At 63.9% G+C, this 26,261-nt stretch carries 20 protein-coding genes; 10 read left to right on the top strand and 10 right to left on the bottom strand.

What is annotated here, in order from left to right; genetic code table 11:
* The 9 genes from NTD88_RS02335 to NTD88_RS02295 form a co-directional block, all read left to right on the top strand.
* The coding region (locus NTD88_RS02335; RefSeq protein WP_262191705.1) for a formylglycine-generating enzyme family protein at positions 1 to 681 on the top strand (681 nt) is incomplete at its 5' end.
* 259 nt (positions 682 to 940) lie between these two features.
* Entirely contained in the window at positions 941 to 2,143 is a 1,203-nt protein-coding gene (locus NTD88_RS02330) for a PepSY-associated TM helix domain-containing protein (RefSeq protein ID WP_262154239.1), read from the top strand.
* On the top strand, positions 2,140 to 2,682 hold the full coding sequence (locus NTD88_RS02325; protein ID WP_095157684.1) for a thiamine pyrophosphate-binding protein: 543 nt from the start codon (positions 2,140 to 2,142) through the stop codon (positions 2,680 to 2,682). The genes NTD88_RS02330 and NTD88_RS02325 overlap by 4 nt, the downstream gene beginning before the upstream one ends.
* A complete protein-coding gene (locus NTD88_RS02320; RefSeq protein ID WP_095157686.1) occupies positions 2,682 to 3,005 on the top strand; it encodes a hypothetical protein in 324 nt (107 codons plus the stop codon). Before NTD88_RS02325 ends, NTD88_RS02320 begins: the two co-directional genes overlap by 1 nt.
* Positions 3,002 to 3,571 carry a DUF6162 family protein gene (locus tag NTD88_RS02315; protein WP_262154238.1) on the top strand — a complete coding sequence of 190 codons (570 nt, stop codon included), beginning with the start codon at positions 3,002 to 3,004 and terminating at the stop codon, positions 3,569 to 3,571. The genes NTD88_RS02320 and NTD88_RS02315 overlap by 4 nt, the downstream gene beginning before the upstream one ends.
* 16 nt (positions 3,572 to 3,587) lie before the next feature.
* Positions 3,588 to 4,502, top strand: coding sequence for a metal ABC transporter solute-binding protein, Zn/Mn family (locus NTD88_RS02310; protein WP_177454453.1), 915 nt, complete (start codon positions 3,588 to 3,590; stop codon positions 4,500 to 4,502).
* Positions 4,499 to 5,248 (top strand): metal ABC transporter ATP-binding protein, encoded by a 750-nt coding sequence (locus NTD88_RS02305; RefSeq protein ID WP_095157690.1) that lies wholly within the window; start codon positions 4,499 to 4,501, stop codon positions 5,246 to 5,248. Before NTD88_RS02310 ends, NTD88_RS02305 begins: the two co-directional genes overlap by 4 nt.
* The gene (locus NTD88_RS02300) at positions 5,248 to 6,147 is read left to right on the top strand and encodes a metal ABC transporter permease (RefSeq protein WP_095157692.1); all 900 of its coding nucleotides are present in this window, start codon (positions 5,248 to 5,250) and stop codon (positions 6,145 to 6,147) included. Before NTD88_RS02305 ends, NTD88_RS02300 begins: the two co-directional genes overlap by 1 nt.
* Positions 6,144 to 7,064, top strand: coding sequence for a metal ABC transporter solute-binding protein, Zn/Mn family (locus NTD88_RS02295; protein ID WP_262154237.1), 921 nt, complete (start codon positions 6,144 to 6,146; stop codon positions 7,062 to 7,064). The genes NTD88_RS02300 and NTD88_RS02295 overlap by 4 nt, the downstream gene beginning before the upstream one ends.
* Before the next feature lie 59 nt (positions 7,065 to 7,123).
* On the opposite strand, the gene NTD88_RS02290 is transcribed toward NTD88_RS02295, so the two are convergent.
* The 8 genes from NTD88_RS02290 to NTD88_RS02255 all read right to left on the bottom strand — a co-directional run bounded on the left by NTD88_RS02290 (position 7,124) and on the right by NTD88_RS02255 (position 13,636).
* Positions 7,124 to 8,176 (bottom strand): DUF1615 domain-containing protein, encoded by a 1,053-nt coding sequence (locus tag NTD88_RS02290; RefSeq protein WP_262154249.1) that lies wholly within the window; start codon positions 8,174 to 8,176, stop codon positions 7,124 to 7,126.
* 87 nt (positions 8,177 to 8,263) lie between these two features.
* The gene (locus NTD88_RS02285) at positions 8,264 to 8,836 is read right to left on the bottom strand and encodes a hypothetical protein (RefSeq protein WP_262154236.1); all 573 of its coding nucleotides are present in this window, start codon (positions 8,834 to 8,836) and stop codon (positions 8,264 to 8,266) included.
* 17 nt (positions 8,837 to 8,853) lie between these two features.
* The gene (locus NTD88_RS02280; protein WP_262154235.1) at positions 8,854 to 9,522 is read right to left on the bottom strand and encodes a hypothetical protein; all 669 of its coding nucleotides are present in this window, start codon (positions 9,520 to 9,522) and stop codon (positions 8,854 to 8,856) included.
* Between the two features lie 69 nt (positions 9,523 to 9,591).
* On the bottom strand, positions 9,592 to 10,143 hold the full coding sequence (locus NTD88_RS02275; RefSeq protein ID WP_262154234.1) for a hydrolase: 552 nt from the start codon (positions 10,141 to 10,143) through the stop codon (positions 9,592 to 9,594).
* An 84-nt stretch (positions 10,144 to 10,227) separates the two neighbouring features.
* Positions 10,228 to 10,947 (bottom strand): thioesterase II family protein, encoded by a 720-nt coding sequence (locus tag NTD88_RS02270; protein WP_262154233.1) that lies wholly within the window; start codon positions 10,945 to 10,947, stop codon positions 10,228 to 10,230.
* A 10-nt stretch (positions 10,948 to 10,957) separates the two neighbouring features.
* The gene (locus tag NTD88_RS02265) at positions 10,958 to 11,182 is read right to left on the bottom strand and encodes an MbtH family protein (protein WP_262154232.1); all 225 of its coding nucleotides are present in this window, start codon (positions 11,180 to 11,182) and stop codon (positions 10,958 to 10,960) included.
* Between the two features lie 114 nt (positions 11,183 to 11,296).
* Positions 11,297 to 12,622: an endonuclease/exonuclease/phosphatase family protein gene (locus tag NTD88_RS02260; protein ID WP_262154231.1), complete on the bottom strand. Its 1,326-nt coding sequence runs from the start codon at positions 12,620 to 12,622 to the stop codon at positions 11,297 to 11,299.
* A gap of 9 nt (positions 12,623 to 12,631) precedes the next feature.
* Positions 12,632 to 13,636 (bottom strand): hypothetical protein, encoded by a 1,005-nt coding sequence (locus tag NTD88_RS02255; RefSeq protein WP_143502049.1) that lies wholly within the window; start codon positions 13,634 to 13,636, stop codon positions 12,632 to 12,634.
* 102 nt (positions 13,637 to 13,738) lie between these two features.
* On the opposite strand from NTD88_RS02255, the gene NTD88_RS02250 reads away from it, so the two are divergent.
* The gene (locus NTD88_RS02250) at positions 13,739 to 14,749 is read left to right on the top strand and encodes an ABC transporter substrate-binding protein (RefSeq protein WP_262154248.1); all 1,011 of its coding nucleotides are present in this window, start codon (positions 13,739 to 13,741) and stop codon (positions 14,747 to 14,749) included.
* An 82-nt stretch (positions 14,750 to 14,831) separates the two neighbouring features.
* Here NTD88_RS02250 and NTD88_RS02245 read toward each other — a convergent pair whose 3' ends face one another.
* Together NTD88_RS02245 and NTD88_RS02240 are read right to left on the bottom strand one after the other, a co-directional pair.
* A complete protein-coding gene (locus NTD88_RS02245) occupies positions 14,832 to 20,252 on the bottom strand; it encodes an NEL-type E3 ubiquitin ligase domain-containing protein (protein WP_262154230.1) in 5,421 nt (1,806 codons plus the stop codon).
* A 344-nt stretch (positions 20,253 to 20,596) separates the two neighbouring features.
* On the bottom strand, positions 20,597 to 26,194 hold the full coding sequence (locus NTD88_RS02240) for an NEL-type E3 ubiquitin ligase domain-containing protein (RefSeq protein ID WP_262154229.1): 5,598 nt from the start codon (positions 26,192 to 26,194) through the stop codon (positions 20,597 to 20,599).
* Between the last annotated feature and the right edge of the window lie 67 nt (positions 26,195 to 26,261).

Genomic DNA, 26,261 nt, shown 5'->3' with positions numbered 1-26,261 from the left:
CGCCAGCCCGACGAAGGGCCGCTGCACCAAGTGACCTTCGCCAAGCCGTTCGCCATCAGCCGCTACCAGGTCACTGCGGGTGAGTGGGACGCCTACGTGCGCGAGTCCGGGGCGAAAATCGCCGACGGCGACACCCGCCCGGGCCGTGAATGCAAGGCCAGCAAGCCGCGTTACAAGCAGGGGCCGAAGCAGCCGGCGGTGTGCATGAGCTACCACGATGTCGAGGACTATGTGGCCTGGTTGTCGAAGAAGACCGGCAAGCACTACCGGATGGTCAGCGAGGCTGAACGCGAATACGCCGCCCGCGCCGGCAGCACCGGGCCGTTCCCGTTCCCGCTGGACCCGGACGCCGAATACGAGATCAGCCGCAACGCCAACGTCTACGGCCCCAAGGATGGCTACAGCTTCACCTCGCCGGTGGGCAGCTACGCGCCGAACGACTTCGGCGTGTACGACATGCATGGCAACGTCTACGAGTGGGTCGCCGATTGTTATCACGACAGTTATGTCGGGGCGCCGACCGATGGCAGCGCCTGGAAAGAGGCCAATTGCAAAGTCGTGCATATCCGCGGCAACGACTGGGGCGAGGCGCCGATCTTTTCCCGCTCCGGCAACCGCAACAATGTCTACCCCACTACTCGCGGGGACTGGATCGGGTTCCGGGTGGCGCGGGAGCTCTGACGAACGGCAGTAAATTTTTTGCGGGTGGTTTCGTTCATGCGCAGAAGGGCTCTGTGGATGAGGCCCCAGAGACCCGCACAAGGAGCAGTGAGCAATCACACCATCCTGCAAAAAGCTCGAAAATTGGCCAGAAAACCCGTCACCGAAGCATTTGCTTACATTTCCACTGACGGGTTTACGATTCTCGTTCGTCCTTATAAGTGCAGCCCTCAGGTTGAGCGTCGGCTCGACCCCACTTTTTACGAACAAGACAGAAGCAATGGCCCAACAATCGAAAAAGTCCAAATCCAGGTTGTGGTTCCTCGTCCACAGCTGGCTCGCTCTGCCGATCTGGTTCTTCGTGCTGATCGTCTGTGTCACCGGCACCCTGGCGGTGGTCAGCCAGGAGATCGTCTGGCTGGCGAACCCCGACGTGCGCGCCAGCAAACCGGACGGTGATGCCGAACGCCTGAGTTTCCAGCAGGTCCTCGATGCGCTGAACAAGGCCGAGCCGGACATGGCCGTGCGCTTCATCAGCCAGCCGGACGGTTCGCACTTCGCCCTGACCGCGGCAGTAACCTTCCCTGACGGCACCGCGCCGACGCTCTACGTCAACCCGTACACCGGGGCGATCCAGGGCAAGAGCCCGGAGTTCAACTTCGAAGCCTTCACCCGCGCCCTGCATGGCTGGTGGCTGGTGCCGTTCACCAACGGCTACAGCTGGGGCTGGTATCTGGTGTCGCTGTTGGGCCTGCCGATGCTGGCCTCGCTGGTCACCGGGCTGGTGGTCTACAAGAAATTCTGGAAGGGCTTTTTCAAACCGGTGCTGCGCTTCAACCACGGCGCGCGGATTTTCTGGGGCGATTTCCACCGCCTGAGCGGCATCTGGTCGATCTGGTTCATCGCGGTGATTTCCATCACCGGCACCTGGTTCCTGATCCAGGCGATCCTCGGCGACAACCACATCACGATTTCCACCGAGCCAATCACCCCGGTGATCGCCCGCGAAGACGTGCCGCTTTCGGACAACCTCAAGCCGGTGCCACGCATCGACCTCGACGAAGCCACCCGCATCGCCACCACGCAGATTCCCGGCCTCGACGTCACCTTCGCGCAACTGCCGTCGAACGCCTACGGGCACATCTACCTCGGCGGCCGCGGCTGGTATCCGCTGATGTTCCAGACCGCCAACGTCAACCCCTACACCCGGAACGTCGACGCCTCGTTCCTGGTCTCGGACCGCTCGGCGCTGGAGTTCGTCACCGAGTCGATGCGCCCGCTGCACACCGGTGACTTCGGCGGCCTGGCCATCAAGCTGATCTGGGCCTTCTTCGGCCTGGTGCTGTCCATGATGGTGCTCAGCGGCCTGCTGATCTGGACCAAGCGCACCGCCCAGGCCACCGCCGCCGCGCTCAAGCGCAGCGAAAAGAAACCGCGATCGCGCCAGGTCGCCCAGGAAACCGCCACGCAGGTGCAACCATGAGCCAGACCCTGAATGCCGCCGTCAAGCCGAGCCCGCTGAAGCAGGCGTGGCTGAAGTGGCGTTTTCACCTGAACATCCTGCTGTTGCTGATCCCGCTGGGCTTTATGCCCAAGTACTTCGCCGACGCCGCGCTGTTTCGCGGCGACAGCGGCCTGGGCGCGACGCCGATCGACGATATCCAGGTCGGCCCCTGGAGCCTGACCCTCGCCGAACTGCGCGACGAAGCCCCGCGCCAGGACGGCCCGGCCGGCTACTTCAAGTCGTTCAACGCGGCGCTGTGCAAGACCTGCATCGGCGAGGTCAAGGCCGCCTACCTGCGCATCGGCAAGCCGCGCAGCCTGCGCGCCGCCGGCACGATTTTCTTCGGCACGCCGTACCGCATGGGCACCAGCCTGCCGGTGCCGGAGCGCACCCGCGCCGACGCCGAACTGTGGATCACCCTCGAAGGCTGGGACGGCAGCATGCACCAGGCCTCGGTCCCCCTGGCCAAGGCCTCGCCCGCCACCGTCGCCTGGCTGAACAAACAAGGAGGCAAATGATGAAACTCAAGGCCGGCAGGCTTGCCCTGCCCCTGTTCCTGCTGGCGCTCGCCGGCCCCGCCCTGGCGCACAACCCGATGTGCCAGTGCGAGCCGATCGACGGCGAGCAGATCAAGTGCACCGGCGGCTTCTCCGACGGCAGCGGCGCACCGGGGGTGACCCTGGACGTGATCGGCTACGACGAAAGCGTGCTGGTCCCCGGCAAGCTCGGCGACGATTCGACCCTGACCTTCAAGCGCCCGGCCGGCGAGTTCTACGTGCTGTTCGACGCGGGCCCCGGCCACGTCGTGGAAATCGACTACGCCGACATCGGTGAGCCATGAGCCGGGTCCAGGTGGTCCGCCCGGCCGGCGCCGGGCATGAAACCCTCTACGTGCTGCTGGTCGCCGTGCTGATCCTGGCGCTTGCCGCCACGGTGGTGGCGCTGCGCGGCGAGCGCGAGGACGAAACCCGGATCGAGGCCCATCAACTGGATGCCCGCCGCGACCTCAACGCCGCCGAACAAGGCATCTACACCGACCTGCGGGTGGCCTTCGACGAGATCCAGGCGCGCCGCGAAGAAGAGCCGGGGCTGGTCAGCATCGAGTTGCTGGTGGAGGAAGGCTTTGCCCCCTTCGTCGCCGATGCCAGCAGCGTCACCCGTGGCGAACACCAGTGGCGCCAGGCGCCGGGCAATGCCTACCTGGGCCTGAGCCCGCGCCCGGAAACCGCCGGCAGCTTCCTGCTGCTGGTGCCCGAGGCACACGACGGCAATGCCGACGTCTGGCTCAACCGCACCGCCCAGCCCACCTTGCCCGCCGAACTGTCGGCCAGCGCCCTGCAAGGCGCCGGCTGGAAACAGATCGCCGCCCACTATGACGCCGGTGTCACCCGCCAGCATCAGCACTGACCGCCAAGGAATGCCCATGCTCCGCTCCGCCCTCGTCCGCGTTCTCAGCCTGTTCGTCGCCCTTGCCCTGCCCGCCCTGGCCCTCGCCGAAAACGGCAAGCCGCTGCGCATCGGCATCACCCTGCACCCGTACTACAGCTACGTCAGCAATATCGTCGGTGACCGCGCCGAGGTGGTGCCGCTGATTCCCGCAGGTTTCAACCCGCATGCCTACGAGCCGCGCGCCGAAGACATCAAGCGCATCGGCTCGCTGGATGTGGTGGTGCTCAACGGCGTGGGCCATGACGACTTCGCCGACCGCATGATCGCCGCCAGCGAAAAACCGAACATCGCCACCATCGAATCCAACGCCAACGTGCCGCTGCTCGCCGCCACCGGCATCGCCGCCCGTGGCGCCGGCAAGGTGGTCAACCCGCACACCTTCCTGTCGATCAGCGCCAGCATCGCCCAGATCAACAACATCGCCCGCGAACTGGGCAAGCTCGACCCGGACAACGCCAAGTACTACAGCAAGAACGCCCGCGACTACGCCAAGCGCCTGCGCAAGCTGCGCGCCGACGCCCTGGCGCAACTGACCGAAGCACCGAACCCGTCCTTCCGCGTCGCCACCATCCACGCGGCGTATGACTACCTGGTGCGCGAGTTCGGCCTGGAAGTCACCGCGGTGGTGGAACCGGCCCACGGCATCGAGCCGAGCCCGGCGCAACTGAAAAAGACCATCGACCAACTGCATGCGCTGGACGTCAAAGTGATCTTCTCCGAGATGGACTTCCCGTCGGCCTACGTCGAGACCATCCAGCGCGAAGCCGGGGTCAAGCTCTACCCGCTCACCCACATCTCCTACGGCGAGTACACCAAGGAGAAATACGAGGTGGAGATGAAGCGCAACCTCGACACCGTGGTCCGGGCGATCAAGGAGAACCAGGCATGACCGTTGCCGAAAACGTCGTCGCCGCGCCACGCGGGCCGTCCATCGAATTCAGCGGCATCGACCTGACCCTGGGCCGCACGCGGATTCTCGATCAGGTCAGCTTCCAGGTCGCGGCCGGCAGCGTGCACGCCATCGTCGGCCCCAACGGCGGCGGCAAGAGTTCGCTGATCAAGACCCTGCTCGGGCAAATGCCGCACCAGGGCCGCCTGGCGCTGAACTGGCCGGACAACGGCCAGGTGATCGGCTACGTACCGCAAGCCCTGGAGTTCGACCGCGGCCTGCCGATGACCGTGGACGATTTCATGGCCGCCATGTGCCAGCGCACGCCGGCCTTCCTCGGCCTGTCGCGGCGGGTGACGCCGGCGATCGACGCGGCCCTGGCCCGGGTCGGCATGCAGGACAAACGCAAGCGGCGCATGGGCGCGCTGTCTGGCGGCGAACGCCAGCGGGTGCTGCTGGCCCAGGGGCTGATCCCGGCGCCGCAACTGCTGGTGCTGGATGAACCGATGTCGGCGCTGGACGAAGCCGGTGCCCAGGTGTTCGAACGCCTGCTGCAGGAATGGCGCCAGGCCGGGACCACCGTGCTGTGGATCGAGCACGACCTGGAAGCCGTGGCGCGCCTGGCCGACCGGGTCACCGGGCTGAGCCGGCGGGTGCTGTTCGACGCGCCGCCGAAAGAAGCGCTGACCCCTGAGCGGCTGCTCGGGCTGTTTTCCATTCACCCGCGCAGCGAGAGCACCGCCTGATGAACTACGAAGAATTCCGCCTGCTGATCCAGGGCTGGGCGTCCTCCGGCTACCTGCCCGAAGCCCTGGCCTACGGTTTCGTGGTCAACGCCCTGCTCGCCGGCCTGATGATCGGCCCGGTGCTCGGCGGCCTCGGCACGCTGGTGGTGGTCAAGCGCTTCGCCTTCTTCTCCGAGGCCGTGGGTCACGCGGCGCTGACCGGCGTGGCCATCGGCATCCTCCTCGGCGAACCCTACACCGGCCCCTACGGCAGCCTGTTCGGCTACTGCCTGCTGTTCGGCATCCTGCTCAACTTCCTGCGCAACCGCACCGGCCTGTCGCCGGACACCCTGATCGGCGTGTTCCTCTCGGTGTCGCTGGCGCTGGGCGCGAGCCTGCTGCTGATGCTGGCCGGCAAGATCAACGTGCACATCCTCGAAAACGTGCTGTTCGGCTCGGTGCTCACCGTCAGCGGCCAGGACCTGGTGGTGCTGGGCATCGTCGGCAGCCTGGTGCTGGGGCTGGCGCTGCCGCTGTACAACCGCATCATGCTGGCCAGCTTCAACCCGCAACTGGCGGCGGTGCGTGGCGTCGCGGTGAAAAGCCTGGACTACCTGTTCGTGGTGCTGGTGACGCTGGTCACGGTGGCGGCAGTGAAAGTCATCGGCGCGATCCTGGTCGGCGCGCTGTTGGTGATTCCGGCGGCGGCGGCGCGGCTGGTCAGCCAGTCGCTGAAGGGTTTCTTCTGGGCCTCGGTACTGATTGCGACCTTCAGCACCCTGATTGGCATCCTGCTGCCCATCGTCTTCGACCTGCCGGTGCCTTCGGGCGCAGCGATCATCCTGGTCGCCGGCAGCTTCTTCGCCCTCGCCGCGCTGGCACGCGGCCTGGTTCCACGCCTGCAAGGAAACCCGGCATGACTCCAACCCTCAAGCACCTGAGCCTGGCCCTGCTGCTGGCCGGCCTGCCCCTCGCCAGCCATGCCCAGAGCGCGGCGACACCCGCCGCGCAACAGGCCGCCGGCGTCACCGTACTGGCCTCGCTGCCGGTGACCTACGGCCTGGGCAGCCTGCTGCTGGACGGCACCTCGGTCAAACTGCAACGGGCGGCGCCGGCGAACATCCCCGCCAGCCGCCAGCCGTCCTACTTCAGCGGTCGCGGCCTGGCGAGCCTGCAAAAGTCCGCGGGCAAGGCTGACGCGGTGATCGGCCTGCGCTCGATCTGGAACGACGACCCGCTGTACCCGGTAGCGCGCCGGAGCAATATCCGCATCGTCGAAATCGACGCCGCGCGGCCGGTGGACGGTGCCCTGCCGGGTATCGCCGTACAGGGCAACAACGTGTTCTCGGGTTACCCGTGGCTGAACCCGACCAACCTCGGGCGCATGGCCGACGTCCTGGCCAGCGACCTCGGGCGCCTGTCGCCGGCGGACCAACCGAAAATCCAGAGCAACCTCGCCGCCATCAAACGCCAATTGCTCGACCTCAGCGCCAGCAGCGAAGCGAAGCTGGCCGAGGCCGACAACCTCAGCGTGGTCAACCTGTCGGATCGCCTGGGCTACCTGATCGGCGGGCTGAACCTGGACCTGATCGACCACCCGCAAGTGGCCGACGACCACTGGACCACCGAACAGCTCAAGCACCTCGGCGACGAGTTGAAAGGCCAGGATGTTGCCGTGGTGCTGCACCACAAACAGCCGAGCCAGGCCGTGGCGGACGTGATCGCCGCGTCCGGCGCGAAGCTGGTGGTGGTGGATACCGACAGTGACGACACATTGGCCGGGTTGAAGGCTGGGGTGGAACAGGTGGTGGGGGCGTTGGCGGGGAGTCAGGGTTAAACCAAGGGCCCTGTAGGAGCGAGCTTGCTCGCGAAGGGCCGCACGGCGGCCCCCGCCTTTTATCGCTTCATACACCGCTGATACCGCTCATCCACCCGCTTGGCGAACCACGCCGTGGTCAATTGCCGGGTAATCTTCGGGCTCTTCAGCTCGATCCCCGGCAACACCGCCCGCGGCACGCGCTTACCTGCCGCCTTGTCGGCCAGGGCAAAGACCTGTTGGTACAAACGGGTTTCCTCGAACTCATAACGGTCGCCCTTCTCCAACTGACTACGCAGGGTCGGGTTGCGCATGCCGAACTCCTCGCCCAGCCGCCGCGCCGCCTTTTCGGTACTCCCCGGCAGAATCGAACCCGGCGCGATCAGATCGCCATCCAACGCCAACTCCACGCCCGTGACCCGGCTCAGCGCGCTCTGAAACGCGGCGTTGCGGCTGGCGTACCAGCCCGCGTTGAAATCGGCGAAGCGATACAGCGGCTGGTCGTAGTTGGCCGGATACCCAAGCAAATGGGCGATGCCGAAATACATCCCGCCGCGCCGGCTGAACACCTCGTTGCGCAGGCTGCCATCATGGTCGTAGGGATAATCACCGGCATGGGCCTCGGCAAAATCGATGCTGACCTGCATCGGCCCGCCGGTGCGCACCGGGTTCAAGCCGCCGAGCAGCGTCTTGCCCAGCGGCAGCGAGCCGGTCAGTTCGTCATACAGCCGGCTCAGTTCCCGCTCACTGCGCACCGCCGCCAGGCGCTGGTTCCAAGTCTTGCCATTCGGTGAGCGAGTATCGAGGGCGGCATCCACCAGGGCTTTCGGCACGAACACCCGGGCGGCGCGGCGGTCGATTTCTTCGCGGGCGATACGCCCAAGGTTGGGCACTTTAGGGTCGGCGCTGAAGGTGGATTCCTGCTCGGTCACCGCCAGCACCGCGCAGATATTCGACTGACTGGGATCGAGCTTCTGAGTGGTGAACGCCGTCTCGATGTCGCGGGCCCAGCCCTGACGATCACTGACGCTGGCCGGCAGCAGCGCGGCGATGCGCGCCCGGGCCTGCTCCGGTGTCACCTGCTGTTTCGCCTGCTGGCCAGCGCAACCGGCCAGCAGCAACAGCACCAGCATCAACCCCGTCAATCGGCTCACTGGCTTCACTCCCCTGCCCGGACAATGCGAACACGGTAGCGGGGGCCAGCGGCCCAGGGCAAGACGCTACTTGAAACTACCCGGCAGGCGCCTGCGGTTGGTGATTTCCTCAAGTCCCCTGGCGCCCGGTATGTCCGACTTCAGCGGGATCGAATCGTCCTCGAGATTCGCCAGCACCTGCTCGTAGTTTCGCTTGACCACCTGGTGCGCCGACTGTTCCCGCTCAAGATCGCTGGCCAGGTCCTGGCAGCGGGCGCGCAAGTCGCGCAACTGATCCTTCAGGTCGAGAATGGACTGTTCCTGCAGGATCGCCTCGCCCTTGAGTTCGTCGAAATCCGCCTGGCTGCGCAGCAGCTCTTTTTCCGCCTTGCCCAGCGCCCGCTTGCTCGCACGCAGTGCCTTTTCCTGCTCGCTGGAGTGTTCGGCGCTGGCATCGGCCAACTGCCCGAGCAACTTCTTCAACGCCGCCGGTTTGAACTCGACAAGATCAGTGGCACGCTCATCGTCCGGCAGAATGACCGACGCCACCGCCGTGAATTTCACCCCGGCGAGAAACTGCAGTTTCTTCGGCAGCGGGTTGTTCTTGCCGTAATCCGCACGCAAGGTGCGCTCCAGTGTCTTGCCCGATTTGCGTGCCATTCGCTTGGGTCTCCTGTTCAGCAGCCCGGTTTGCTCAGTTCGGTACCGATGGTCACCGCCGTTACCTTCACCGCCTTGAAACTCTGGTTGGCGACCTCATCGAAGTCGCGCTCGCAGTTGAAGCGGGTGTCGATGACGAAATCCTGGCCCTTGGTTTTTTCCATGGCCTCGCTCCACTGGTTCGAGGCATTGATGGCGGCATCGTCGGCCAACACAGCCTCCAGCAGAACCTCGGTGAAATTGACCGCGTGCGGTCCCTGCCAAAGCGCGTACACCGAGGGGTCAGCGGCGTTGCCGCACAGGTGCAGGCAGTCGGCATAGAACTCCAGCTGGCCGCCGCTGGATTCACTCATCGCGCCGAAGGTCAGCGGCTTGTTGGCGGGCGGTGCGAAGGTGCCGATGAAGCTGGAAAGATCGGCCTTGCACGACGACGAAAGCTGCAGGCGCAGTTCACTGACAGTGCCGCCCGCGGCGTTGGCGGAGATTTCGCAGCCCTGCACGCGGTAGCTGTGGACATCCCCCGCCGAGGTCCTGGCAATCCCGGCGATGGATTCGAAATAGCGCAGGTTGGTGCCAAGCATCTCGCCATTGAAGACCTGGGCCACCGTGGCCTGGGCCTGAGCCAGTGTTGGCAGGCAAGCGAGCGTAAGGGTCGAAACGAGAACAGCCAGTGCGCGGGAAGCCATCGAAACATCCTGTCAGTGTGGAAATCCAGCGCGCACTTTAAAGCAGGGAATATCGAATTGCCATCAACCTCAGGGCTGCTCCCCGACCAGGAAGGTCTTGCTGATCTGGCGGAATTTCTCGTGGCCGGCGCTGCGCATCAGTTCGAACAGCACCATTTCGCGGGTGACGATCTGCGCGCCGGCATCGCGCATGCGTTCGAGGCCGGTGGCTTTGCTGAACGCGGTGCGGCTGTCGCAGGCATCGGCCACCACGAACACCTGCTTGCCCAGGGCCAGCAGTTCGAGCACGGTCTGCAGCACGCAGACATGGGTTTCCATACCGCACACGATCACCTGCTCGCGGGCCAGCAGCGTGGCGGGCAGGCATTCGCCGGCCACGCAGGAAAAGTGCTGTTTCTCCACCACCGTGGCGCTGGCTGCGACGTCCAGCAGGCTGGCGACGGTGTGGCCGAGGCCCTTGGGGTATTGCTCGGAAATCACCGTCGGCAGCCCAAGCTCTGCGGTGGCGGCGAGCAGCCAGCGGGTGCGCGCCAGGGTGCCAGCGGGGTCGCTGACCGCGCCGATGAGTTTTTCCTGAACGTCGATGACCAGCAGCGTGGCCTGGGAGGAATCGATCAGCATTGCGTCGTGGCTCCTTGCAGTCGGGGGTGCCCGACTATGCAAGCCCGGGGTGCCGATGGCAACCGCCGGGCCGGCATCGCCGGGCTAGGCCGTCAGGCGCAGGGGCTCCAGCGCAGCGCTGAGCACACCCAGCACGCGGTCTTCATGTTCGTGGATGAAGAAGTGCCCGCCCGGAAACACCTCCAGGGAGAAATCGCCCTGGGTTTCCGCGCGCCAGGCCAGCAACTGCTCCTCGCTGGCGCGGTCGTCTTCGCCGCCGAAGACGTGCAGCGGACAGCGCAGGGCCGGACGCTGGCGATAGGCGTAATGCCCGCAGAGCAGGAAGTCGGCGCGCAGGATCGGCAGCATCAGGCCCATCAGCTCTTCGTTGGCCAGCACTTCCTCGGGCGTGCCCTGCAAGGTGCGCAACTCGTCCATCAGCTCGGCATCGCTTTTCGCCTCGCGCAAACGGGCGCCGTCATACTCCTCGCGGCGACTCGGCGCGGCGGTGCCGCAAGCGAACAACGCCACCGGCGGGCGACAGCCCAGCGCCTGCAGTTCATGTACCAGCTCAAAGGCCAACAACGCGCCGAGGCTGTGGCCCAGCACGGCGTAGGGCTGGTTGGCGGTCAGCCGTTGTTCGGCCGCCAGTTGCCGGGCCAGCGCGGCCAGGTCGGTGTGCAGCGGCTCGGCCAGGCGGGCGCCACGGCCCGGCAACTCGACCGGACGCACGTTCAGCCAGGCCGGCAATTTGCGCCGCCAACGGCTGTAGACCATGGCGCTGGCGCCAGAGTACGGCAGGCACAACAGGGTCAGTGACGACACGCCAGGCCCCTCAGGATACCGCCGCTGCGGCGGCCATCTTCTGACGCAGGCTCAGCGGGCGCATGTCGGTCCAGACCTCGTCGATCCAAGCCAGGCAGTCCTTCTTCAGGCCGCTTTTGCCGGCGGTGCGCCAGCCTTCGGGGATCGCTTTGTAGTCGGGCCAGATCGAATACTGCTCTTCGTGGTTGACCACAACCTGGAACACGATGTCGTCGCGATCGAAAACGGAAGTCATTGCTTGTCTCCTTCATTGAATGACCGCACACCGCCGGGGCGTGCGTCGATGATCTATGAACGAGCGAGGCGGGCCGGAAATTAACCCGCCCCAGCGGGCATGGTGGGGATGAGGCTAAAAGCTGAAGCGGTAACTCACATCCGAGTGGTTCGACGGGCCTGGCAGCCCGACGATACCGGGCGCGGTCGGCGTTGCCGTGCCGTTGGACACCGCGTAATCGAGCATGGCCTGCGGCTGGTCAGCGGGATGGGTCGGGCCGTTGGCCAGCTCGAGCCGGGCGATGTCCGGCGGTGATATCCAGTTGCCCGCGTTGGGTCGGGAGGTGCCGGGCCGCGGGTCGCGGTTGAAGTCGCCGAGCATCACGAACGGCGTCTCGGTATGCCAGCTCACCTCACGCAGCACCCGCGATGAATTGGCCCCGCCTCCCGAAATGGCGTGGAAGTTGAACACCGTCACGTGCTCATGGTGCAGCGCCGACCAGCGCCTCACCCGGATGCCCAGTGCCGGGCGGTAAACGGGGGCGGTCACGGTGACGCCATCGGAGACGACCACCATGTCATGGATGTCCAGATCGCTGGTTCCCCGCACAACGATCGCCAGGTTGACCCGCAAGCGCTGAACATCGAGAAAGAACACGTGATAGACCTCAGGACGCGCGACCGTCCCCAGGTTCCACAGGTAATGGTCGATCTGGTGGGCAACGCCGAACTGGTCATTGACCTGCAACTGCGCGCTGAGCGTCGCGGAGGCGGGCACACTGCCCGCCTCCTGCAGGACCACGATGTCATTGGCCCGCGCCAGTTGCAGCACCCGGGTGCGCCACTTCGATTCCGTGGAGGCCGAAGCGCCCTGCATGTTCCAGGTGGCGATAGCGAAACTGAGCGTCGGTCCGCTCTCCGCGGGCCTACCGATTTCAATCTGCGGCGAGCCGTTATGGACCATGACCCGCGCGGGGTAGTCGTTACTCCCCTGCAGGCGGATATGGGCATGCCAGGGACCGCACGCCGCACCGACGATATGCTGCAAGCGGCGCAGAGCATCGCTGGCATCGAGGAAGAACGGACCGGCGTGGCTTCTCAGGCCGTTCATGATCAGCGCATGGTGCAGGTGGTAGAAACTCAACAGCGTCGAATACAGGTGCGCCCGCGGTGCCGCATGAATGGCACGCATGAGCGTGCTGTCGTTGTAGAGCCGGGCGAACGATTCGGACAGCGCTTTGGCAAAGTAAGCCTGCTCCGTTTCATTGCGGCTTCGCATGTACTGGAAGGACACCACATACGACAGGTAGGCAGCCGTGTGCTGGGCGGTTTCAGCGGCCGTCGGCAACAACAGGACGATGTCCCTGACGATCACTTCAAACTGCGTTTGCAGTTCCGTATCGGCAAGGCCGGGGGTTAAATGGGCATCAATATAGTCAGCAATGGTTCTATCAACAGGCATGACGCAACCTCAGGGTGAACCGCGATACAACACATACAGGCGGTCAGCCAATACACCCAGGCCAACGCGTTCAGTGGCCATGAGGTTTGAACTGACGGTCGGCGGGCTGGTGGAATTGCCGTCGTAGCCATACTGGAAAAGATCACGATTGTCTGGCGCGGAGACCGGGCCATTGAACACGACTTTCAACAGACCGTTGTGGACAACGGCAGCGGGCGCGTTGGTGTATTTTTCCGCAACGAACAACCGCGGCCGCGTCCAGTTGGTGCCACCGTCGAACTTCAATAACAGGTGATTGCCCTGGTTGTTGGTGGCGAATACATGAATCAGGCCCTGATACCAGATAACCGTGGGCGGGTTATCGCAGAGCAACGGCTTGTCGCTTTCTTCATACATCCACTGTTCATCGGACCACGTGGTGAAATCCCTGGTTTTGCGCCAGGCGATGATCTTGTTGGGGCGGCTGTAGAACATGTAGAGCATGCCGTCCATTTCCACGAATGCGGGTGGCCGGGTAATGTTCTTGAGGTTCGGCAACGGCCCCATGATGAATACGCCGGTGACATCGTCATAGAGGAAGCGCCAACAGGCCGAACTTCCGTCCGCCCCCTTGACCACCACGAAGACATACAGGTTTTCACCCCCGGTGAAGATTGCCGGCGCCTGGCTCGCGTAGATCCGCGGGCCCAGGTCCATCGGCGCACTCCAGGCCCCCCGCTCTGTTTTTGTAATGACCTTGATCTGCCCCCAGATATCGAACTCATCGATATACACGCAGAACAGCTTCCCGCCATGAACCGCTACCCCGCAGCCGCCTCGCGTCGACGCGGGGGTTTGCAACGAGTGATTGAATATTCCGTGAGCGCTGGAGGTGTAGAAAATATGCATGCCGGTATTCGCGCAACTGAATGAAGCGCCAGTACAACAGCAACAACCCGGCTGTTCAGCCAGATGCGCGCGCTTATTGGCGTAAGAAAACCCACTGCCCGGCCAGAGCAACTTCGGCTTCGCCAATGGGCCATTCGAATACTGCCCGCGCCCTGCCCTGGAACATTCTCCGTTGACCTTATGGCGCTCTACTACACTGGCTCACTTAGCGAACACGAGCGAGACATGATGAACCGGCTCACCTCCCTGATCTGCGGCATGCTGCTTTCCGTGGCCAGCGTATTCCCCGCCAGCGCCGCACCGCCGAACGCGCCGATCCTCTTCGGTGACATCACCTGGGAAAGCGGCAGCTTCACCACCGAGCTGTTGCGGTTCATTGTCGAGCACGGCTATGGCTATCCCACCGATACGCTGCCGGGCAGCACGGTGAGCATGGAAGTCGCGCTGGCGCGCAACGATATCCAGGTGATCGGCGAAGAATGGGCGGGGCGCAGCCCGGCCTGGATCAAGGCCGAACAAGCCGGTGAAGTGTTCGCGATCGGCGATACGGTGAAAAACGCCGACGAAGGCTGGTGGGTGCCGGAATACGTGATCAAGGGCGATGCGCAACGCGGTATCGAACCGCTGGCCCCGGAGCTGCGCTCGGTCACCGACCTCAAGCGCTATGCCGCCGTGTTCCAGGACCCCGAGGTGCCAGACAAGGGGCGTTTTCTCAATAGCCCCAGCGGCTGGACCTCCGAGACCGTCAACAGCCAGAAGCTCAAGGCCTATGGCCTGGACGGGTTGTACGTGAACTTTCGCAGCGGCTCGGGCGCGGCACTGGATGCCGAGATCACCTCGTCGATCCGCCGCGGCAAGCCGGTGCTGTTCTACTACTGGTCGCCCACCCCGCTGATGGGGCGTTTCCCGTTGGTGCGCCTGGAAGAGCCGGCCTTCGACCCCGCCGCCTGGGCCACCCTGACCGATGCCAGAAACACCGACCCCAAGGGCAGCCGCTCGTTGCCGGCCAAGCTGTCCATCGGCGTGTCAGCAGCGTTTCGCCAACACTATCCGGAACTGGTGGCTTTCTTCGCCAAGGTCGACCTGCCGATCGAACGCCTGAACAAGGCCCTGGCGCAAATGAGCCAGCAACGCCAGGAGCCGGCGACGGCGGCGCGGGACTTTCTCAAAGCCAACCCGCAGATCTGGCGGCAATGGGTGCCCACCGACGTGGGTGACAAGGTCCAGGCCCAGTTGTAAACCTGGGGTTTGTACGACAAGTCGCCGAGCGGCGATCAGGCAACGCAGCATGATCGTCGCGCAGGCACTTTCCGTATAAAGCCTAGTCGTTTGCGTGGCCCTCAAGGTTGGTCAGCTCGTCCAGCAGGCTGCGCTCATCCTGCCGGACCCGCGCCTCCAACTCGCGGACCCGTTCACTCGAGCGCTCCGGTATATCGTCCGGATACAGGTCCAGCAGCTCCAGCACTCGCGCCTGGAACATGTTGTTGATCAGGTTGAAACGCTCGGCATAGACTTCGCGCAGGTACGCCACCCAGAAGTCCTGCTGCGCCGCATAGACCAGGAATGGCTGCCCGCCCTCGCCCTGACGGACCCGGTCCAGCGCCCGGTCCAGTTCGATCGGCCGCACATCGGCAACGGTGCGGTACAGCATCCGGCTCGGCGGCAGCGGCAGGTCGAGCTCTTCAGCCCAGTGCATGCGATACACCAGGCGCACTTCCGCTTCGTCGCGGGTGCCGGCCTCATCCCGGGCAATCGTATCCAGCTCGTGCAAGCGGTACAGACGCCGTACCAGCCGATACAGCGTCAACCCGCGCTGGCCCTCCGGCACCTCCTGCAACGACTGGAGGGTGAAGACCTGGATTTCCATCTGGTTGAACTCCAGGCGGATACCGTCAGGGCAGGTGTCGTAGCTTCTGAGCTGGTCCAGTGGCTCCTGCGCCATGCCATTGAGGGTCTGGCGCAGCTCGATATTCTGGGCCGTGACATCAAGCACCCGCCACACGCGGGCGACCAGTTCAGGCCGGCTGGCGGCGTTGCGGAAGTCGGCGGTGTAGCGTAGCCGCCCGATCATCCGCAGCAGGTCAGGAGCATCTTCGAAACCTTCAAGCTGCTCCCAGGTGCCACGCCGCGCTTCGTTTTCATCCACGCTGCCGATCAGCCAGTTATCGACCGGGAAGTCTTCCTCCCCGGAACTCGCGCTGCCGCCATGGGAATGCGCCAGACTGCCGAGAGACTCCTCCGAGTCCGAGAGGTGCGCATCACCGTGGAGTTGCCGGATCTCGTCGGGCAAGTCGATTTCGAATACAAACGGCCGATTGTCCGCGATCGAAACATAGGCACGGCGCATGGTCTCGTAGTTCAAGGGATTATCGAGCAGTGAAATTTCGGTCAGGCCCTCGGGGTTGCGACGGTTTTCCAGCAAGTATTCAGGCAACTCGGTGAGCCGGTTGCTCTCCAGGCTCAGCACCTCCACGCGCTGTGGAATCAGTTGGTCGAGCCAGGTCGGCCAGGTGTCGATGCCCATCTCGTTCATGCTCAGCAGGTCAAAGTGACGCGCGGTCAGACCCGACACGTTGGTGATCGTGCCCAGGGTATTCCCATCGAGTTCCAGTGACGAAAGCTGTGGCAAGCTGGCGATCAGATCCACCGCCCCCTGGTCGATATGCAGCCCTTGATAGGTCAAGGCCAGGCTCCTCAAGGCGTGCATTGTTCGCAGTGAGCCCGGCAAGTCGGTGGCCGGAGGCGCGCGGCCACTGATGGCAAGCTCTTCCAGTTGCGGAAAGCTGGTGAGAAAGCGGTCGAGCATTTCGGTTGTGCCAATGGGCATCGTCAGTTCCAGACGACGCACCCGCTGATAGAAAAAGTCCGGCAACCGCGGCGGAAAGTCATCGAGCGCGAGCGATTCCAGTTGCAGCAGCGGGGAGGCGTTGCCCTGCGCTTTATCTCGCCAGAAATCCACAAGGCTGTCGGACACGCGATGACGTGCGGCTATCTGTTGTTCGCTCAACGGCCGCGTCGAGGTTGAGGATTCGCGCCACATCTCAAGGGCCTCGATCAGTTGACCGCGTTCGTGCTGGTGCAGGTTCAGATCGGCCTGGAGTGTTTCGGAAATATCCATGTCGAAACTGAAGCGGCGGCCAGCGCCCTCGCTCAACCGCGCATTGAGCGTCGCCTGGCGAGAAAACGCATTGCCTCGCAGCGCGACCCGGGTGTGATGCGCATTGATGTCGTTGCGCAGGATATGCGCCGGCAATTCGAGGAGGCGGTTGTCGACCAGGGAAAGCACGCTGATCCGGCTCAGCGCCTGGCTATCGAGCCAATTTGGCCAGCGCGTCATGCCCACGCGGTCCAGCGCCAGGGAGCTCAGGTTCGGCCCCAGAGCATGCAGGTTCAGCTCCGGGTTGTGCAGATGCAGCCCGGTGAAATGGATGTTCGGCGCATCCGCGAGGAAGTTGCCACTGAGGTCCAGGTGCTGCAACTCGGTCAAGCTGGCCAGCGGTTCCAGCGCTTGCCAGTCCAGGTAGAGTTGCAGGTTGTTCAGGTGCAGGCGCCTGAGCCTCGGGTAACTGAGGGCCACGACCCGGGGCAGGTCCCTGACCGGCCAGCCAATACTGTGGTGGAGTTCCAAAACGCGGACCCGGCCAAAACGCTGCAGAAACCGCGGCAGCATGCCGTGGTACTGGAGTGCACCGTCCGCGCCGAAGACCGCCGTCGGCGCCTCCACGATGAACTCGCGCAGCACCAGGGCTTGCACGCGCTCGTAGACGAACGCTGGCAACTGCTCGGGAAAGTCCGATACAAATATCGACTCCAGCCGCAGCGCCCGGTCGGTCCGACCGATCTCAGGCAGGTTGTTGCCTCGCCAGTGCTCCCACAACGCCAGGGTAATGCGATCCCGGCCGATGATGTGCGCTTCGCTCGCACGGCCAACCGCGGACAGGTCCTGCCGCCAGTGGCTCAAGCTGCTGAGCAGGACATGCTGTTCCACGATCAATTGGTCCAAGCGCTCGCTGATGGCTGCCCGGCTAAAACCAGCGCTGTAGAACGCCTGGAGGATGGCCTCGGCAAAGATGTCCGGGAATTCGAGGTGACGGATCTTGTCCAGCAGCGTGTCTTCGGTGACATAGGCTGCCAGGGCGCCCCGACCGCTCAGCGGGTAACCGACCCGGCCATCGGCAAGGCGCATCGGTGAACGGGCGCCGGGCTGGGCAGCCTGCATGTGCAACGCCTCCAGTGCCTGCGGCCGGGGCAGCAATGGCTGCTCATGCAGATGAAGACGAAGCGCCGCTTTCCCGCCCGGTACGACGCCCAGTGCTTCCCGCTGCGCCAGCGGCAGCGCCTCGAGCACCGCCGCATACAAATCATCAGGGGGCGCTACGGCGAGCGGATCGTCGGGGCTGGCGACCTGATAGCCTTCGTCGCCCTTGAGCAGCACCTTGTGAAGCGGCGCATCCTCGGGCCCCACGCTGTCGATCAAGCGTCCGTCGAGGGCGCCTTCGCGGATTTCCAGGCGCACCAGCGGCGACCACCCCGGCAGGGTTTCAAGGCTGTGCAGAACAAGAATGTCGCTGTCGGAACTGCTCACATGTTGTAGATGCAGGCCCTCGTAGGCCCGCGCCAGACGCACGTTGCGCTGATAAACGCGGGCCTCTTCGGCGAGTCGCAACGGCACCGTGCGCTCATCCTTGAGTTGCGCCAGTTCGGTCGCGTCGGCATGCGCCAGCAATTCGTCGGCCACCACCACGGGTAACCCGGTGAACGTTTCCGTCAGCAACCGCGCTTCGGCGGATGCCTCCGCCTGCAGTGCGTCATACCGGGCAGCGAACAACGCCGCCCGCTGCGAACGGCTCATGCCTTCGCTGACAGCGCCCAGCGCCTGGTCAAGCCGCAAGCGCTGGAGGCTATCGATGAGCAACGCGGGTGGTCGCTCACTGTCGGCCAATGCGCGCCGCAATTGCGCCGGGTGGGTGTGACTGATGTGAAGAAGGCGGCGGGTGGTGGGTTCCGGCAGCCCCTCCGCCAACGGACCCAGCCGCTGGAACAGGGTCTGCCCTTCCCACTCCAGCGGCTGGTCCAGCTCATGCAACCAGGCGCCGGCGCCGTTGCTGCGCAATAAGGGCCGGTAAGCGTCGGCCCGGTTCGGGTGCGCCAGGTAATGCGCGGAATCCGGCGAGTCCGACTTGACGCAAAAAGTGCGATCCTCCAGCGCCAGCCAGCGTTTGCCCTGGTAGCTGTAGAGCCCGACGGCGTCGGGCTTGAGCCCCCCGGGCAGAACAATGTCATGGGCGAAGGGCCGCAGGTCGGGTTGCCACAGCCGGTGACTGCCATCCTCGAGGCGTACCGTCCGCATCGGCTCCACCGCCGGTGGCACCTCCAGCGCGGGGATGCCGCGCCCGGCGTGCCAGAACGCACCGAACGCGGCAATCTCGGCGAGGTTCTCGAGCACATCCATCAGGTACGCCCACGCCTGATCGCGATCGCCCTCCGCCAGGCTGTGGAAACCTTCGTAGACTTCATAACCCAGTTGCGCGGCGGTAACCGCCAGCATGGCCAAACCCACCGCCGGAATCACGAAGGCCGCGATATTGAGCGCACTGAACGACACTTCGACGAAATAGCGCAGCCGGTCATCGCGGGTCTTCTGGTCTTCGTCCGCGGTCGGCACCGCATGGAACCGGGCATCATCCCTGAGCACGGCGATTTTCTGCCGCACGACACTGGTCAGCACGGCGCCAGAAATGATCTGTGTGCCCAGGACAAGACTGGCATTGCTGTCCTTGCGCTCCTCATACCAGCCGCCACTGTTCCAGACCTTTGGGTTAAAGGCCTTGCGGATCTTGGCAAACACTTCATTACGTTGCCGCGCAGGAATGAAACGCTCGAAAAACCTCAGGTACTGCGGCTGCAGCAACTTGTCGCGCAAGGCGTCATGAAAATGCTGGAACGATGCGTACTCTTTGATCGGGCTGAAGGGGTCGCCCGGTATGTAGGCGATGATGGCTTTCTTACTGCTATCACGCACCCATTGCGGATGGCCGATCACATACTGGACCAGGCGGTATTCACCGGCGATCACAATGCCCGTCAGTTCGACCCCCCATAGCGTCAGAAAACCGCAGCGCAGCGGCGTCGCTATCGGTGACGGGTCCGGCCGGGTCAGACGCTTCAATAAGGTGTTGTACAGAAGCGCGCTGATGTCATTTTTCAAATACGCCATGTGCGCCTGAAGTATCAGCGCCGACCCCTCGCAGCGCGCAAAGGGGATGTATTTTTTATCGGCATCCGTCACGGCGCCATCCAGTACCGCATCAAGCAACTTCTGGTATTGCCCACCCAGGTCCAGGGTCCGGCAGAGTGCGGCGAACGCTTCAGGCTCGATCGCGACAGGGCTGCTGCGTTGCGTCGTTGCATCTTCGATATAGATGCTCGACTTCAGCCGGGAATATTGCATGCCGCCTGGCTCGGCTTCCCAGGCTTCGAAGTTTTGCAGGGCGGCGCGCAACAACGTCTGGGTCGCGGCTCTCGCGGACCTGGAACTCTCGACAAGCGGGTCCCTGGAGATGGCAACGAACGAGCCATCGCCCTGTACGCGCCCGGCATGAAACAGCCAGGTAGTGCGCACATCGAGGCTGAGGTTGAACTGTTGCTGAATCGCGGCCTTGAGCAACGGTTCGGCGAACACTTCGATGTCGGGAATGCGGGCCAACAGGGTGGCAAGCGTCTTCTCCAGACGGCGATGCATCGCATAGGCCCGCGGTAATAACCTGGCCACTCGCGGATGTTCTTGCATGGCTTTGACGAACCAGGGCGCGGCGTTCGGCCCCGTAGCACGGAGTGCTCGGTGCTCGTCAGCGGGGGCCTTTGTCAGCCATAGCGGAATCTTGTTTTTAACCGCCTCATACTGCGAACTTTCCACCACCGGTTTTTCGCTCAACGGTATGAGAGCGCCGATCGAATTCGACATGGGACTGCCTCGGGTCATCAATAGGAATCCCAGCGTAGCGACAACGATCGGGCTGAATTGAATACAAGAATATTTTCACTGCCCCCTGGTCTTGCGCGGGCCAGGCCCGCGGCGGCCGCTGTCTAAACGAGCTCCAGTCCCTCGAGGTTGGTCAACTCATGAATCAGGTTCAGTTCGTCGCTCTGCAACTGCGTCTCCAGTGTCCGCACCCGCTCACTGGCCCGCTCCGGCGCATCGCCAGGATACAAATCCAGCAACTCCAGCACCCGTGACTGGAACATCTCCCTGAGTGCGCTGAAGCGTTCGGGGTAAGCCTCGCGAAGGTAGGCCACCCAGAAGTCTCGCTGCGCCGCGTAGCTCAGGAACGGCTGGCCGCCCTCGCCCTGCTGGACCCTCACCAGTGCCCGCTGCAGTTCTCCCGGCTGAAGGTCCGCCACCGGGCGAAACAACATCCGTACCGGCGGCAACGGCAAGTCCAGTTCCTGGGCCCACTGCAGCCGATACGCCAGCCGCACTTCCGCCTCGTCACGCGCGCCGGTCTGCTCACGCGCAATGCTGTCGAGCTCCTGCAGCCGATAAAGACGCCGGACCAACCGATACAGTACCGGTCCACGCTGTTCCTGGGGCACATCGCGCAGCGACTGCTGGGTGAAAACCTGGACTTCCATCTGATTGAATTCCAGGCGGATGCCATCCGGGCAGGTGTCGTAGTTTCTGAGCTGGAGCAGCGGCTCCTGCGCCATGCCGTTGAGCGCCAGGCGTAATTGCTCGTCCTCGGCGCAAGCCTCCAGCACTCGCCATACACGGCCGATCAGTTCGGGCCGGACGCTGGCGCTGCGATAGTCGGCCGTGAACTGTAAACGGCCGATCAACCTCAGCAAGTCCGAGGCATCGTTCGCGCTTTCCAATCGCTGCCAAACACCCAGCCGCGCTTCGTTCTGCTCTGTACTGTCAAGCAACCAGGGGGCGGAACTGTTGTAGCCCTCATCAGAGCTTTCACTGGAGCTGCGGCTGAATTGCCCTGGCCCGGTAACCTCCTCCGAGTCCGATGAGTGCGGATCGGCTGACAGCCTCTGGATGTCCTCGGGAACGTTCATGCGAAACACGAAGGGCCGATGCCCCGACTCGGAAATGAAGGCACGGCGCATGGTCTCGTAGCTCAGCGGGTTGTTTAGCAGCGATATCTCGGAGGAGTCATTCAGGTTGCGGTGGTTTTGCAGGAGGTACTCCGGCAATTCGGTCAGAAGATTGTTGTCCAGGCACAGTACTTGGACCTGATGCGGAATCAACTCGCTGAGCCAGTCCGGCCAGGTCTGCATGCCGACACCCGACAGGCTCAGCATATTCAGGTAACGGCTGCTGAGCGCGGACACATCGGTGATGGTCCCCAGGGTGTTTCCATCCAGTTCCAGCGACCACAATTCCGGTAAAAGGGCGATGAAGTCGACCACGCCCTGGTCAAGGAGTATTTGCTGGTCAATCAGGGCAAGGGACCGGAGTTCCCTGAGTTGCAGCAAGGCCTCCGGCAACACGGTCATCGGCGTCACCTGCGCGCTGATATTCAGCTCTTCCAGTTGCGGGAACCGCAGCAGCAGTTGGTTGAGTTCATCCACTGTCCCGCTCGAGCGCAGCAGGTCCAGGCGACGGACCTGTTCATAGAAAAAGTCGGGTAATTGCCCGGGAAAGTCAGCGAGCGCTATCGAATCCAGTCGCAGCAGCGGGGTGAAGAAGCTCTGAACGTACTCACCCCAGAAATCCATGATGACGTCGCTGATGCGTCCACGCAGCCGGGCCTGTTGTTCACCCTGAAGCGGCGTCGATCCGGGCGCTTCACGCCACTGCTCGATGGACTCGGTCAACAACCGGGTCTGCGCTATGCACGCATCCAGTTCGGCCTGCAGCCTGGCGGGAACATCGAGGTCGAAGCTGAACCGTCTGCCCACGCCCTCGCTCAGCCGCACATTGAAGATTGTTTGCCGGGAAAGCACATTGCCGCGCAACAACACCCGCGTGTGATAGACCGAATTGCCCTGGTTGCGCAGCATCGGTTCCGATAGCTCAGTGAGGTGGTTGTCGACCAGGGACACTTCGCTGATGTTTTCCAGTGCCCGACTGTCGAGCCAATCCGGCCAGTGCGTCAGGCCCATGTTATTCAGCCCCAGATAGTCCAGATCCGGCTCGTTGAGCTGGGTGATCGAATCGACGTCAAGCGGGTTGCCGCTGAGGTCAAGTCGGCGCAAGTCCCTCATTGCACGAAAGTCGTCGAATACACGTTGGTTCACGGTCAGGTGCTGGCTAGTCAGGCGCAGTTCCCTCAACCACGGGAAACTTTGCATCACGATCTGCGGCAACTCATTGGCCAGCCATCCCGTGCCGCGATTGAGGCTCAGCGAGGTCACCTCGGGAAACCGCTGCAAAAAGCCCGACAACTGCTGGTCCTGGCGCACGCTGCCATTGGTTTCGACAGACACTCTGAGCGCCGGCGCCGTCAGGTCCTCCAGCTCAAGCGTGTGCACCCGCTGGTAGACAAAGGCCGGCAAGTGTTCGGGAAAGTCGTCCACATAGATCGAGCGCAATTGCAAAGGCCTGCCGCTGCGACCGATCTCGGGCAGAGCGTTGCCTCGCCAGTGCGCCCACAACGCCTCGCCGATCCGCTCGCGACTGGTGACCCGCTCAGTGCTAGGGCTGGCCTGGTTTGCGCTGGCGTTCGCCCATTCGGCCAGGCTGTCACTCAGCGCGCGCCGCTCCTCAAGCAAGACGTCAAGCCGCTCGTTGATGGCGGCCCGGCTCAGGCACACGCTGTAGAGATCGCGCAAGACGTCTTCGGGAAAGGCGTCCTCGAGTTCGAGCAGGCGCACTTTGTCGAGCAAGGTGTCTTCGGTGATGTAGCCGGGCAGGACGCCGCGCCCACTCAGCGGATAACCCAATCGGCCGTCGGCCAGGCGCATCGGCGAGCGGGCGGCGGGGCGCAACGGTTGCATCTTCAGAAGCGCGCGCAGGTCCTGGCGCGACAGCAACGGTTGGGCCTGCACCTTGAGTTTCAACGCCAGCGCCGGATCGTCCCCGACCAGCGCCAGGGCTTCGCGCTCGGGCGCTGTCAGCGCCTGGAGCACCCCGGCATACAGATCGACCGAGGCCGACGTCGGCGCGGCGCCGTGCACGCGATAGCCTTCGGCATCCTCGATCAGCACCCGGCGCGCGGGCGCATCGGCCGGGCCGAGGCTGTCGAGCAGCTCGCCGTCGAACGTCATGGCCCTGACTTCAAGGCGCATCGCCGCCGGCCAGCCCGGCAGCCTCTCCAGGCTGTGCAGCATGAGCTTGGCGCTGTCGGGGTTGTCTATGTAGCGCAAGAACAGCCCTTCATAAGCCCGCGCCAAACGCACTTTTTGCAGGTAGGCGCGGGCTTCCCCGGCAAGGCGCAGCGGAATCTTTCGTTCGCTGCGCAGGTGCGCCAGTTCCGCGGCATCGGCGTGCATCAGCAGTTCCTCGATCACCTTGGCGGGCAGGCTGGAAAAGCTGTGCTTGAACAATCGCGCCTCCACCGAAAGGATCGGGTTGAGCCGTTCATACGCGCCGTTGAACAACTGCGCCCGTTGTGCCCGGCTTACGCTTTCGCCCACCGTTTCGAGCACCTGATCGAGCCGGAAACGCTCAACCGTGTCGCTGAGCAGCGCCGGTGGCCGCTGCCCTTCAGCCAAGGCGCGACGCAACTGCGCCTCATGGGTATCGCTGACATACAGGGCGCGCTGGGCGGCCTCGTCGGACAGCTCGTCGCCCTCCGCGCCCAAGCGCCGGAACAGGGTCAGCCCTTCCCATTCCAGCGGCTCGTCAAGCTCGTGCAGCCAGGCGCCCGCCGTGTTGTGGCGCACGGCGGGGCGGTACGCATCGGCGCGCCCCGGGTGCTCCAGATAGCTGCCGTTTTCCCCGTCCCTGACCGAATAAGTGCGCCCTTCCAGAGGCAGCCATTGCTTGCCTTGAAAGTGGTAGAGCCCCTGCGCATCCGGCGTGAGCCCAGCGGGCAAGACGATATCGTGGGCAAAGGGTGCCAGGTCCGGTTTCCACAAGCGGGTCGCGCCATCGGGCAGGCGCACCGGGCGCATCTCCGCGACCGCCGACGGTACTTCCAGCGCCGCGATACCCGCGCCTGACGAAGCACCGCCCAACGCCGCCATCAAGGCCAGGTTCTCGACCACGTCCATCAAATAATCCCAGGCCTGCTCGCGCTCGCCCGCGGCCATGCTGTCGATGCCTTCGTACACTTCGTAACTCAACTGCACGGCCGCGACCGCCATCATCACCGCGCCCAACCCGGGCACCACAAAAGCCGCGACGTTCAGCACGGCGAAGCTGACCTCGCCGAAGTAGCGCAGTTTGTCCATCAACGACTTGTGGTCTTCGTCGGCCGTCGGCACGGCGTGAAACAAGGCATCGTCCTTCAGGGCCGCGATCTTCTGCTGCACCAGTTTCAAAAAAATGCTGCCGCCAAAGGGAAGATCGCTCAGTTTGAGGCGGGCGTCGTTGTCCTCGCCCTCTTCATACCAGCCCCCGCTGTTCCAGACCTTGGGATGAAAAGCGCGCTGCAACGTCCCGAACAGTTCCGCGCTGTGGCGCGCCGGCACAAACCGCTGGAAGAACCTCAGATAGTCCGGCTCGCGCAATTTGTCCCGCAGCGCCTCGCTGAAGTGGGCGAAGGAGGCATATTCCTTGAGGGGCCCGAACGGGTCGTCGGGAATGTAAACAATCAGCGGTTCATTGCGATTCAGGCCATCCCAGCGTGGGTAACTGGTCGGCAGCGAACCGGGCGAGTAGCTGCCAATGATCACGATGCTTTTCAGTTCAACATCCCACGCACCGAGAAAGCCGCTCACCAGCGGCGCGCCGGAAAGCACCGGTCCATTGCTGAATGATTTGACGGCGTCATACATGCGTTCGCTGATATCGCCTTTCAGGCAGGCGAGATGCAGTTGAAGCAAAAAGGCCGAGCGCTCGAAGTCCTCGAACAGGCGCTGAGTCGCTTCACCGGCAGGTGCCGATGCCCCGGCGAGCACCGATTCGATCAACGCCTGGTATTGCCCTCCCAGGTCGAGGGTGCGGCAGAGGGCGGCAAATTGTTCCGGCACGATATCGAGGGTGGGGCCTTGCAGGGTCTCGGTAGCGCTCAGCGCAACGTAGACCATCGATTCATGAGGCGGATTGGCCATGCCCGACGCTTCGGTTTCCCACGCTTCGAAGTTCTGCAGCGCGGCGAGCAGTAACGGCTGGGTCGCCGCCCTTACGGCGTTGTAGCTCGCCACCACCGGGTCCCGGGATGCGGCAACGAATGAACCATCGACGTGCACGCGGCCGGCATGAAACAGGTAGGTGCCGCGCACATCGAGGTCCATGCCGAACTGCTGGCTGATCGCGGCCTTGAGCAGCGGCTCGGCAAAGGCCTCAAGCGTGGGAATCCGCGCCAGCAGCGCATTGACCTGCGCCTCGTAACGACGGTGCTGCGCGTAGGCCTCTTGCACGTACGCACCGACGTGAGGCTTGTCACGCAGGGCCTTCTCGATCCAGGGCGAAGCCTCCCGACCGGCTGAACGCAACGCCTGCCGTGTCGCTTGCGGTGAGTCGAGCAACCAGTCGGGGACGTTGCGTCCAATGGATTCAACACGGGCATCGTGCGGGGCTGCGGGTTCTGTTTTGCGCGTCGCAGAACGTTGTGAATCGGCCATGAGCATACCTGCTGGCGTTGGTTGGGTTGGCGGAGGGTATAAGCCCGCCGCCTCGCCAAACAACGTCAATCCG

The organism is Pseudomonas sp. 20P_3.2_Bac5 (assembly GCF_025466035.1).
In the GTDB taxonomy this organism is placed as follows: Bacteria; Pseudomonadota; Gammaproteobacteria; order Pseudomonadales; family Pseudomonadaceae; genus Aquipseudomonas.
This window is presented reverse-complemented; position numbering and strand designations above follow the sequence as displayed.

Bases quoted from the DNA above. Each gene is read 5' to 3' on its own strand.
- NTD88_RS02260 (WP_262154231.1), bottom strand. From the start codon at position 12,622: ATGCCTGTTGATAGAACCATTGCTGACTATATTGATGCCCATTTAACC.
- NTD88_RS02315 (WP_262154238.1), top strand. From the start codon at position 3,002: ATGAGCCGGGTCCAGGTGGTCCGCCCGGCCGGCGCCGGGCATGAAACC.
- NTD88_RS02245 (WP_262154230.1), bottom strand. From the start codon at position 20,252: ATGCATCGCCGTCTGGAGAAGACGCTTGCCACCCTGTTGGCCCGCATT.
- NTD88_RS02275 (WP_262154234.1), bottom strand. From the start codon at position 10,143: ATGCTGATCGATTCCTCCCAGGCCACGCTGCTGGTCATCGACGTTCAG.
- NTD88_RS02330 (WP_262154239.1), top strand. From the start codon at position 941: ATGGCCCAACAATCGAAAAAGTCCAAATCCAGGTTGTGGTTCCTCGTC.
- NTD88_RS02240 (WP_262154229.1), bottom strand. From the start codon at position 26,194: ATGCTCATGGCCGATTCACAACGTTCTGCGACGCGCAAAACAGAACCC.
- NTD88_RS02265 (WP_262154232.1), bottom strand. From the start codon at position 11,182: ATGACTTCCGTTTTCGATCGCGACGACATCGTGTTCCAGGTTGTGGTC.
- NTD88_RS02280 (WP_262154235.1), bottom strand. From the start codon at position 9,522: ATGGCTTCCCGCGCACTGGCTGTTCTCGTTTCGACCCTTACGCTCGCT.
- NTD88_RS02310 (WP_177454453.1), top strand. From the start codon at position 3,588: ATGCTCCGCTCCGCCCTCGTCCGCGTTCTCAGCCTGTTCGTCGCCCTT.
- NTD88_RS02290 (WP_262154249.1), bottom strand. From the start codon at position 8,176: ATGCTGGTGCTGTTGCTGCTGGCCGGTTGCGCTGGCCAGCAGGCGAAA.
- NTD88_RS02285 (WP_262154236.1), bottom strand. From the start codon at position 8,836: ATGGCACGCAAATCGGGCAAGACACTGGAGCGCACCTTGCGTGCGGAT.
- NTD88_RS02295 (WP_262154237.1), top strand. From the start codon at position 6,144: ATGACTCCAACCCTCAAGCACCTGAGCCTGGCCCTGCTGCTGGCCGGC.
- NTD88_RS02320 (WP_095157686.1), top strand. From the start codon at position 2,682: ATGAAACTCAAGGCCGGCAGGCTTGCCCTGCCCCTGTTCCTGCTGGCG.
- NTD88_RS02305 (WP_095157690.1), top strand. From the start codon at position 4,499: ATGACCGTTGCCGAAAACGTCGTCGCCGCGCCACGCGGGCCGTCCATC.
- NTD88_RS02300 (WP_095157692.1), top strand. From the start codon at position 5,248: ATGAACTACGAAGAATTCCGCCTGCTGATCCAGGGCTGGGCGTCCTCC.
- NTD88_RS02325 (WP_095157684.1), top strand. From the start codon at position 2,140: ATGAGCCAGACCCTGAATGCCGCCGTCAAGCCGAGCCCGCTGAAGCAG.
- NTD88_RS02250 (WP_262154248.1), top strand. From the start codon at position 13,739: ATGAACCGGCTCACCTCCCTGATCTGCGGCATGCTGCTTTCCGTGGCC.